Below are 9,359 nucleotides of genomic sequence, written 5' to 3'. Positions count from 1 at the left end.
CTTTGAAGCCTATGGTGAAACACTAACGCTTACCGCATCCGATTTAGAATTAACCATTCAAACGTCTATGCCCTGTAAAGTGGTGGAAGAAGGGGTAATGGTTGTCGCCTCAGGCATGATTGGTAATATTTTCCGTAAACTACCGGGCGCATTAGCTACCGTAGAAGAAAGTCAGGGTGTGCTTAAAATTCGCTGTGCAGAAAGCCATTTTGAATTGCAAGTGCCGAATGCCGCAGATTTTCCCGAAGTACCGGAAGTCAATAGCGAACGTATGACGGTGATTGCCAATGATGTGTTGGCACAAGCGATTACGGAAACCGAATTTGCGACCTCTCTTGACGAATCAAAAATTGCATTGACCGGCATCTTCTATGAACGTCGTCCGGAAAATGTACGTTTGGTTACCCTTGACGGGTATCGTCTCGCTGTGCGAGATATTTCTCTGGATGCTGAGCAGGAAGTATTTGAGGAGTCCATGATTGTTCCTAAACGTTGCATGATTGAACTTTCTCGCCTATTGAACGACGACGAAAAAACAGTGATTCGCTCAGTTCCCGGGCACATTTATTTTGAAAGCGGTTCACTGAAACTCTATTCCCGACTGATTGATAAGAATTTCATCAACTACGAAGAAATTATTTCGGAAGACAAGAATACCACCGTTATCGTCGACCGCCAGGCGTTTCGTGATGCGATTGAACGCGCCTCTTTGCTGACACAGGGAGAACGTGCGCATTTGATTAAGTTGGATTTTCAGGAAGAAGGATTGCATATTGAATCCAATTCGGAATTGGGTCATGTCGATGAATTTGTGGATATGAATTGTCAGGGAGAAAATTGCTGCATCGCTTTTAATGCGAAATATCTCCTGGATGGTGTACGTGCCTTACAGAGTGAACACATTACGCTTACTCTCAATGGAACGCTCAACCCCATGATTATCCGTCCTACGGAAGAAGAAGAGTCGTATCTCTATCTCGTTTTACCGGTGCGCATTGCCGGTCAGTAAAAAGGAATGTTTGGCAGAGGAAAGTGAAGGAGGAAGGTGTGAGCCTTCAGGAATTGGTATTAATTAATTTTCGCAATTATGATTACGAACGAATACCATTTTTTGAGGGATGTCACGTCTTCTATGGACCGAATGCTCAAGGAAAAACAAATATACTGGAGAGTGTGTATATCACCGCTAAAGGTTCTTCCTTTAAGACCACAACGGATAAAAAACTCATTCGTTTTGGGGAACGTTCAGCATATATTCGCGCTCGTATCCAAGAGAAAGAACGCGAAAAGAATGTGGAAATTAAATTTTCCATGGTGGAGCGAAAACGCTGCCGAATTAATGAAGTGGAAGTGGAGTCGGCTGCTGAATTGCGAGAACAATTTGATGTGGTGCTTTTCGCCCCTTCGCATTTGGAATTAGTAAAAGGTTCACCTGCTGAGCGCCGGACATATCTGGATGCACTCCTTCTTTCCACCGATCCGACCTATCGTTCGCTTCTTCGACGGTATGAAAAAACACTTTTTCAGCGTAATCAATTACTGAAGATGCAAGGATCATGGTTTGAAGAACAGTTAAATAGCTATGATCGAGAGCTTGCTGCTACGGCTGTGCCGATAGTAAAAAAACGAAGAGAGATGGTTGAAGAGTGGGAAAAAGAAACGATATTTCACCATAAACTGTTAAGTAATGGGAAGGAAACATGCCGTTTGTTCTATGTGACGAATTGTGTGGAGGAGAAAGAACTTTTTCTTCGGCAACTGAAAGAGGAAAGAATTCGAGATGTGGAAATGCGCAGTACGCAAATCGGTCCGCATCGAGATGAGGTTGAAATGGTGATTAATTCTCTTCCGGCAAGGCTTTTCGCTTCGCAGGGGCAGATAAGAACATTGACCCTTTCCTGTAAATTGGCAGAAATGAAAATTCGGGAAAAAACACATGGTTTACGACCCATTTTGTTATTGGATGATGTGTTTTCTGAATTGGATGCGCGAAGAGCGAAAGCTTTATTGCATCTCATTCGTCCCTATCAGAGTTTGGTGACGACAAACGCAGTTGACTTTCTTCATCGTGAAGAAAAAAACGCTCATTATTACCGAGTACAGAGTGGACATATTTCCCATGAAACATAGAAGATAAAAAAGAAACATTGACAACAAGTGTAAAAGAGTAATGACAGGAAACGCCGGATGATTATGTTTTTGCGTTTCTATCGGAAGGAAGAAAGGATTTTTATGGTTTCAAAACAGAATGTGGAATACGGCGAGCATAATATTCGCGTCTTAGAGGGGTTAGAAGCGGTACGTGTTCGTCCGGGTATGTATATCGGTTCCACGGATGATCGCGGATTGCATCATTTGGTGTATGAAGTGGTCGATAACTCGGTGGACGAAGCTCTGGCAGGACGCTGTGATACGATTCGCATTACGTTGCAAAAGGATGGTGGCTGTCGTGTTTGGGACAACGGATCCGGTATTCCGGTAGAAAAACATCATCAGACCGGAAAATCCACTTTGGAAACGGTACTGACGATTCTTCATGCCGGCGGTAAATTTGATAGCGATGCGTATCGCTTTTCCGGTGGTTTGCACGGTGTCGGCGTTTCGGTCGTCAATGCGCTATCCAAAAAGCTCATTGCCGAGGTACGTCGCGAAGGAAAATTGTTCCACATGGAATTTTCGCAGGGAAAAACAGTAAAACCGCTGGAAGTCATTGGTGAAGCAGAAGACACCGGAACAGAAATCACTTTTTATCCCGATCCGGAAATTTTCGAAACACTGGAATTTAAGCCGGAAACCTTGGAACGACGTTTCCGGGAAATGGCGTTTTTAACGGCCGGTGTACGCTTTATTCTGGTCAACGAGCGGGCAGAAGAGGAAGAGCAGAAAGAACAGGTCTTCCATTATGAAGGAGGCATCAGCGAATTTGTTCGCTATTTAAATCGCAATAAAGATGCCTTGTTTGAGGATATTCCTCATTTTCAGGGGACAAGCGAAGGAGTGGAGGTAGATATTTCTCTGCAATACACCACAGGGTATGCGGAAAATATCATTTCCTTTGCCAACAACATCATTACCGGTGAGGGAGGAACACATTTAACCGGTTTTCGTTCGGCATTGACCAAATCGCTGAATGACTATGGGCGTCGTTTTAATCTCATTAAAGAGAAAGAGGATAATCTTTCCGGTGAAGATGTGCGGGAAGGCTTGACCGCCATTGTCAGTGTTAAAGTATCGAATCCGCAATTTGAAGGACAAACCAAGTCGAAATTGGGCAGTAGCGAAGTACGCGGAATTGTGGACACCTTTTTGTCCAAAGAGCTTTCGACGTATTTAGAGGAAAATCCGAAAGTCGGAAAGATTATTATCGATAAGGCAATGGGTGCGCAACGCGCTCGGGAAGCAGCGCGTAAAGCGCGTGATCTTTCTCGCAGCTCGCGCTCCATTTTGGATAATACGACGCTTCCGGGAAAATTGGCGGATTGTCAGGAAAAAGACCTTGCTGTTAATGAAATATTCCTCGTCGAGGGAGATTCCGCCGGCGGTTCAGCAAAAACGGGACGAGATAACCGAACGCAAGCGATCCTGCCTTTGCGCGGAAAGATTTTGAATGTCGAAAAAGCCAGCGCGCATCATATTTTCGCCTATGAAGAAATTAAATCCATGGTGACGGCGTTCGGCACAGGCATTGGTGATAACTTTGACATTTCCAAACTGCGTTACGGCAAAATTATCATCATGACGGATGCCGATGTGGATGGCGCCCATATTCGCACGCTGCTGTTGACCTTTTTCTATCGTCAGATGCGTCCGCTTATTGATGAAGGACATATCTATATCGCGCAGCCGCCTCTTTTCCGTATTGTGCAGGGCAAAGAGGAACGATATGTCTACGATGAAAAAGAGCTTGCCCGCATACTGAAAGACCTTCCCGAAGGATCGTATAAAATCAACCGCTATAAAGGTTTGGGAGAAATGAATGACGATCAACTTTGGCAAACGACTATGGATCCGGAACATCGCATTCTTTTACAGGTGAAGATAGATGAAGAATCCTCCTCGGTGGATGACACATTTACGCTTTTAATGGGGGATAAGGTTGAACCGCGACGCGAGTTTATCGTCAAGAATGCAACGAAAGCGGAAAATATTGATACGGTCGGCTAAGCGAAATGCGCTTGTAAGCCACAGAATATAGAGAAGGAGAAAGTATGGCAGAAGAATTTACCAAACAAACCGTCCTGGATGCAGATTTGGAAGAGGAGATGAAAAGCTCCTATCTGGATTATTCCATGTCGGTTATCGTCGGTCGTGCGCTGCCGGATGTGCGTGACGGCTTAAAGCCGGTACATCGGCGTATTCTCTACGGTATGGCGCAGTTGGGACTTACCCCCGATAAGCCGTATCGTAAATCCGCTCGTCTGGTCGGTGATGTCATGGGTCGTTTTCATCCCCATGGCGATTCGGCCATTTATGATGCGGTCGTTCGTTTAGCACAACCGTTTAACACCCGTTATATGTTGGCGGACGGACAAGGAAATTTTGGTTCCATCGATGGTGACGGAGCAGCGGCAATGCGTTATACCGAGGTGCGTATGACGAAATTGGCGCAGGAGATGCTGCGAGACATCAATAAGGATACCGTGGATTTTCAACCCAACTTTGATGAGGAGGAACAGGAACCAACGGTTCTTCCGGCGCGTTTTCCGAATCTTATCGTCAATGGCTCTGCAGGAATTGCTGTCGGTATGGCAACCAATATGGCACCCCATAATTTGGGAGAAGCCATCGATGCCTGTATTGCGTATATGAATAATCCGGAGTTGACGACAGAAGAGATTTTATCGATTATGCCCGGTCCGGACTTTCCTACCGGCGCACATATTATGGGAAAATCCGGTATACAAGAGGCATATGAAACCGGACGCGGACGGCTGAAACTACGCGCGGTTGCTCGTGTAGATGAAATACGTGGACACAATCGAATTACGATTACGGAAATTCCTTATCAGGTGAATAAGGCGAAGCTGATTCTCAAAATTGCCGATTTGGTGAAAGAAAAGCGTATTGAAGGTATTTCCGGCATTCGTGACGACTCTAACCGCACAGGACTGCGTATTGTTATCGACCTGAAACGCGATGCCATCCCGAAAGTCGTTTTGAACAACTTGTTCAAGTATACCCCGATGGAAACGACCTTTGGCATTATCAATTTGGCATTGGTGAATGGACGTCCGAAGATTTTGCCCATGAAAGAGCTTATTCGCTACTATATTGAGCATCAGATTGACGTCGTTACGCGCCGTACACGCTATGATCTCGCAAAAGCGGAGGCACGAGCGCACATTATTGAGGGCTTACGCATTGCGCTGGATAACATTGATGAAATCATTAAGATTATCCGTTCCAGCTATAATGATACTGAAATTAAAGCTATTTTCCTGAAGCGATTTGGTTTAGATGATTTACAGTCCCAAGCCATTTTGGATATGCGCTTAAAACGCCTTTCCGGTTTGGAACGTGAGAAGCTGGATGCAGAGTATAATGAACTGCTGCAAAAAATCGCTTTCTATCGCGAAATTCTCAATAGCCGTCGGGTTCTGCTCGGCGTTATTGAGCAGGAACTTTTGGAAATCAAGGAAAAATACGCGGACGCGCGGCGTACAAAAATTATGCCGGCAGCAGAGGAAATTGACATCGAAGACCTGATTGAAAAGGAAGCGGTGGTCATTTCCCTTACCGAACGTGGATATATCAAACGCACGCCGGCAGATCAATACAAGGTGCAACAGCGTGGCGGAAAGGGTATTCGCGGAATGACGACGAAGGAAGATGACTATGTACGTCATCTCTATGTCGTCTCGACGCATGATGAAATTCTGTTCTTCACCAACAAGGGACGTCTCTATACCTTAACCGCCTATAACATTCCGGAAGGCGGTCGTACTTCACGAGGACAAGCCATCATCAATCTGCTGCAGCTTGAGCCGAACGAAAAGATCGAGGCGATGTTCCCGAAGAGTGCTTCGCTTGCTGGCGGAACATATTTCGTGATGATGACGAAGAACGGTACACTCAAGAAAACGGAAACGGCGAATTTCACCAATGTGCGGGCGAGTGGCATTCGTGCCATCACCCTTGCGGAAGACGATGAACTCGTTGCGGTGCGCATCGCGAAAGGGGATGGAGAAATTCTTATCGTTACGAAAGAAGGTATGTCTGTTCGTACATCGCTTTCTGCGGTGCGCAGTGTCGGTCGCAGTGCAATGGGTGTGAAGGGCATTACGCTTGGTAAGAACGATCAGGTGATTGATATGGACGTGGTGAAGGATTTGCCTTACGTTCTTATCATTAGCGAAAACGGCTATGGAAAGAAAACGCTCATTGAACATTACACCTTGCAGAACCGCGGCGGTAAGGGATTAAAAACCTATAAGGTCACCAAGAAAACCGGAAGCATCGTTGCGGGGATGTTGGTAGAAAAAGGCGATGAAGTGTTGCTCATGTCGCAAAACAATGATCTGATTCGTCTGGAAGTGGCAAAAATCAGCACCTTGGGTCGCTCTACACAGGGTGTGAAGTTAAAAGACGTTAAGACAGAAGAGGAGCGGATCGTTGCTGTCGCCAAATACATGGATGACTGGGATCCGGCAGAAGCCTAAGCAGAAGGGTGAGAAAAACGATGGCATTTCACATTCAACTGGATAATAAGGATGCGCTGGAAATCGCGTTGCAGGGCGACTTGGATATTATTAGCGCAGCAGAGATGAAAACAAAAGTTTTGGAAGCGTATCAAGAGAATCCTGCATCGATTGTTTTTGACCTTTCCGGGTTGGATTATATGGACTCCACCGGTCTCGGCGCGTTGATTTCCATTCTCAAGAATACGAAACCGGCAGGGCATTCCATTACGATTCGCAAGGCGAAGGCAAACGTGAAGAAACTCTTTACGATAACTGAGCTGGATCAGGATTTTCTTTTGGAGGATTGAGATGACGCCGGTAGAATTATGTATTCCCTCTCAGGCGGAATATGTGACCACGTTGCGCCTGGTAACGGCCTCTATTGCACAGAAGATGCAGTTTGACGTGGAGGCGATTGACGATTTGCGCGTATGCGTATCGGAGGCGATAAACTATCTTTTGCCTTCCAATGATTCAATTCGTATTCGTTTCCGAGAGGAGAGCGATCGTCTGGTGATTGAAATCGGCGCAAAGAGAGAAGAAACACGCGACGAAGGCTATACGTTGCACCGTCAAATCATGGAGACCCTTTTGGATGGTGTGGAAACGGAGAACGAGACCCTGCGCTTAACCAAATTACGCTGAGAGGACGAGTGATGGCGAACGAGCGAGAAAATGGGAAAGATCTGCGTAAAGAGAAACTGGACGAGGAACGGGAAGAATTCCGTCGTCTGGCGGAAACACGGGATCCGAAACTGCGAGAAAAAATCATCACCGACCATCTCTACATTGCGGAAATTTTGGCTAAAAAATATGTCAATCGTGGAATTGAGTACGATGATCTTCTGCAAGTCGCCTCGTTAGGACTGATCTTTGCAGTGGATCGCTATGATGTGTCGAAAGGCTTCGCCTTTTCGAGTTTTGCAACGCCGACGATTGTGGGTGAATTAAAACGGCATTTTCGGGATAAGGGCTGGGTGATTCGTGTACCGCGCCGTATTCAAGAGCTATCGAAAAAGGTGAACCTTGTTCGCCTTTCGCTGGCGCAGGAAATGCAGCGTCAACCTACGGTAGATGAGATTGCCGAGCGTCTTGGCGTGAGCGCGGAGCAAGTGCTTGAAGCGATGGAAGCGTCTAAAGTCTATGCGCCGCAATCCCTCGATAAAACGTTGGATACGGGGGTTGATGACCAAGAGATGAGCTTTGGCGATTTGATTGGGGAAGAAGATGAACGCTTTAATGAAATTGATTTTAACGATGTGGTGGATCGGTTGTCCGCCACGCTGAATGACTTGGAAAAACGCATTTTCCTCTATCGCTATTTTGAGAAGCGCACACAGATTTCCATCGCAGAGGAATTGGACATCAGCCAGATGACGGTTTCACGCATCGAAAAGAAAATCATTAAAAAATTTCGACAGGAATTGCAGATTCCCGTGCAGAGCGGAAAGAAAAAAAGGTGACATCGTGGAGTATCAGGATCTTTACCGCGTAAGCGACGGAAGGTATGTTGGCAAACATATTCGCGGACGCGCCATTCCGAATGGTACGTACTTGCACTTAGTAAGTGTTTTTACTGTGAACAGCAAACGAGAAATTTTGCTGACACAACGTGCGGAAAGCAAAAGCCATGCACTTGAGTGGGAAAACACGGGCGGAGCGGTTCAGGCAGGAGAAACGCTGCGAGAAGCGGCCGTTCGTGAACTCATGGAAGAGACGGGGATTAAAGCGGCCGAAGACGAATTGGTGTATTTAGGCAATCTCATCGCCAGACGGGAGCAGAATGCTCGTATGCACGCATTTTTTCTGTCGCGCGACGTGGACCTTGCGGACATTCGTCTGCAAGAGGGAGAGACCGTGGATGCAAAATGGGTTCCTCTGTCGTGGTCGTTGTGTGCTGACCCGTCGCTGTCAGAACCGGTTCGCTTGCGCTTGATCTATTTTTGGCAGGATTTGGAGAGTTTATTTGAACCGGTAAAGACGCAGGATCCGCATTTACAGTGGGCAAATCGTTACGAGCCATGGCTCTCTTGGGCGAAACAACTGCAATTTTATGCGCAGCAGGGGCAGGCGTATACAAAAGACCCGTTCGATAAAGAGCGCTTTGACGCGATTTCTTTGTTAGCCAATGAAATGCTGGCGAAAAAAACGGGGATTTCCACACGCAAGGTGCTGGAGCTTTTTGCGCCGATCTCCTCGGTCTATCGCACGCCGAATGTGGAAGTTCGTGTGGCGGTGTTTAGCGGAGATCAAATTCTTTTGGTACAGGAAAAACGTCCCAAAGATGCGTGGTCGCTTCCGGGTGGATGGTGTGATGCCGGGTTGACGTTAGCGGAAAATGCGGAAAAAGAAGTCTGGGAAGAGGCGGGGCTTCGTGTGCGTACGAGAGCCGTTGTCGCCATCGAAGAACCCACAAAAGAAGATTACATTTACGTCACGCCTTTTGACATCTATAAAATTTACGTCATCGCGGAGGAAATCCCCACAGACGAAGAAGGCTTTCAGCCGAACGCAGAAACCACGGATGCTCGCTTCTTCGGTTTGGACGAATTGCCACGCCTTAGCGAGGCGCGTGTCAATGAACGCGCGATACGCCAATGCTTTGCGGCAAAAGCCGACCCGCATTGGAAAGTCTATTTTGACTAAGAAAGTTGACGAGACGAAAGCGTGAAACTGTCT

General features: G+C 46.6%; 8 protein-coding genes. All 8 read left to right on the top strand.

Translation table 11 applies throughout. The annotated features are described in order from the left end of the window. On the top strand, positions 1-1,009 hold a 1,009-nt coding region (gene dnaN, locus RDL68_RS02255; protein WP_308540050.1), incomplete at its 5' end, for a DNA polymerase III subunit beta. 38 nt (positions 1,010-1,047) lie between these two features. Continuing rightward, positions 1,048-2,130, top strand: coding sequence for a DNA replication/repair protein RecF (recF, locus tag RDL68_RS02250; protein WP_308540049.1), 1,083 nt, complete (start codon positions 1,048-1,050; stop codon positions 2,128-2,130). A 102-nt stretch (positions 2,131-2,232) separates the two neighbouring features. Next, a complete protein-coding gene (gene gyrB, locus RDL68_RS02245; RefSeq protein ID WP_308540048.1) occupies positions 2,233-4,164 on the top strand; it encodes a DNA topoisomerase (ATP-hydrolyzing) subunit B in 1,932 nt (643 codons plus the stop codon). 44 nt (positions 4,165-4,208) lie between these two features. Beyond that, positions 4,209-6,659: a DNA gyrase subunit A gene (gyrA, locus tag RDL68_RS02240; protein WP_308540047.1), complete on the top strand. Its 2,451-nt coding sequence runs from the start codon at positions 4,209-4,211 to the stop codon at positions 6,657-6,659. Positions 6,660-6,679: 20 nt separating this feature from the next. Continuing rightward, on the top strand, positions 6,680-6,988 hold the full coding sequence (locus RDL68_RS02235) for an STAS domain-containing protein (RefSeq protein WP_308540046.1): 309 nt from the start codon (positions 6,680-6,682) through the stop codon (positions 6,986-6,988). A gap of 1 nt (position 6,989) precedes the next feature. Further along, positions 6,990-7,325: a hypothetical protein gene (locus RDL68_RS02230; protein ID WP_308540045.1), complete on the top strand. Its 336-nt coding sequence runs from the start codon at positions 6,990-6,992 to the stop codon at positions 7,323-7,325. Between the two features lie 11 nt (positions 7,326-7,336). After that, a complete protein-coding gene (locus tag RDL68_RS02225) occupies positions 7,337-8,143 on the top strand; it encodes a SigB/SigF/SigG family RNA polymerase sigma factor (RefSeq protein ID WP_308540044.1) in 807 nt (268 codons plus the stop codon). Between the two features lie 4 nt (positions 8,144-8,147). Then, positions 8,148-9,326: an NUDIX hydrolase N-terminal domain-containing protein gene (locus RDL68_RS02220; RefSeq protein ID WP_308540043.1), complete on the top strand. Its 1,179-nt coding sequence runs from the start codon at positions 8,148-8,150 to the stop codon at positions 9,324-9,326. Positions 9,327-9,359: the final 33 nt, after the last annotated feature.

This window comes from uncultured Murdochiella sp. (assembly GCF_902488755.1).
Classification (GTDB): Bacteria; Bacillota; Clostridia; order Tissierellales; family Peptoniphilaceae; genus Murdochiella.
The sequence above is the reverse complement of the archived record's forward strand: the minus strand, read 5'-3'. Positions and strand labels throughout refer to the sequence as shown.

Coding starts and splice junctions, on each gene's coding strand:
- gyrB (WP_308540048.1), top strand. CDS start 2,233: ATGGTTTCAAAACAGAATGTGGAATACGGCGAGCATAATATTCGCGTC.
- gyrA (WP_308540047.1), top strand. CDS start 4,209: ATGGCAGAAGAATTTACCAAACAAACCGTCCTGGATGCAGATTTGGAA.
- RDL68_RS02235 (WP_308540046.1), top strand. CDS start 6,680: ATGGCATTTCACATTCAACTGGATAATAAGGATGCGCTGGAAATCGCG.
- RDL68_RS02230 (WP_308540045.1), top strand. CDS start 6,990: ATGACGCCGGTAGAATTATGTATTCCCTCTCAGGCGGAATATGTGACC.
- RDL68_RS02225 (WP_308540044.1), top strand. CDS start 7,337: ATGGCGAACGAGCGAGAAAATGGGAAAGATCTGCGTAAAGAGAAACTG.